The 233-nt window shown below is 57.9% G+C and carries 1 protein-coding gene; it reads left to right on the top strand.

Annotation, left to right across the window (positions count from 1 at the left end):
* A partial coding sequence (locus FNJ47_RS49065; RefSeq protein ID WP_163163864.1) for a transposase occupies positions 1 to 232 on the top strand: 232 nt, incomplete at its 5' end.
* Between the last annotated feature and the right edge of the window lies 1 nt (position 233).

The raw sequence follows: 233 nt of genomic DNA, 5'->3' as shown, positions 1-233 counted from the left end.
TCACTTGCGCCAAGCCATCGCCGCCAAAGGCGCGCTCGCCGTCATTCCCAACAACCCGTCACGCGCGCTCAAATACCCACTCGACAAGCATCTCTACGCCCAGCGTCATCTCGTCGAATGCTGCTTCAGTAAGCTCAAGCAGTTCCGCCGGGTCGCAACACGCTTCGAAAAGACAGCCAGAAATTACCGAGCCGTCGTCACTCTGGCTGCTATCGTCCTATGGATGCGGTAAG

This window comes from Bradyrhizobium uaiense, assembly GCF_010811875.1.
GTDB lineage: Bacteria > Pseudomonadota > Alphaproteobacteria > Rhizobiales > Xanthobacteraceae > Bradyrhizobium > Bradyrhizobium uaiense.
The sequence above is the reverse complement of the archived record's forward strand: the minus strand, read 5'-3'. Positions and strand labels throughout refer to the sequence as shown.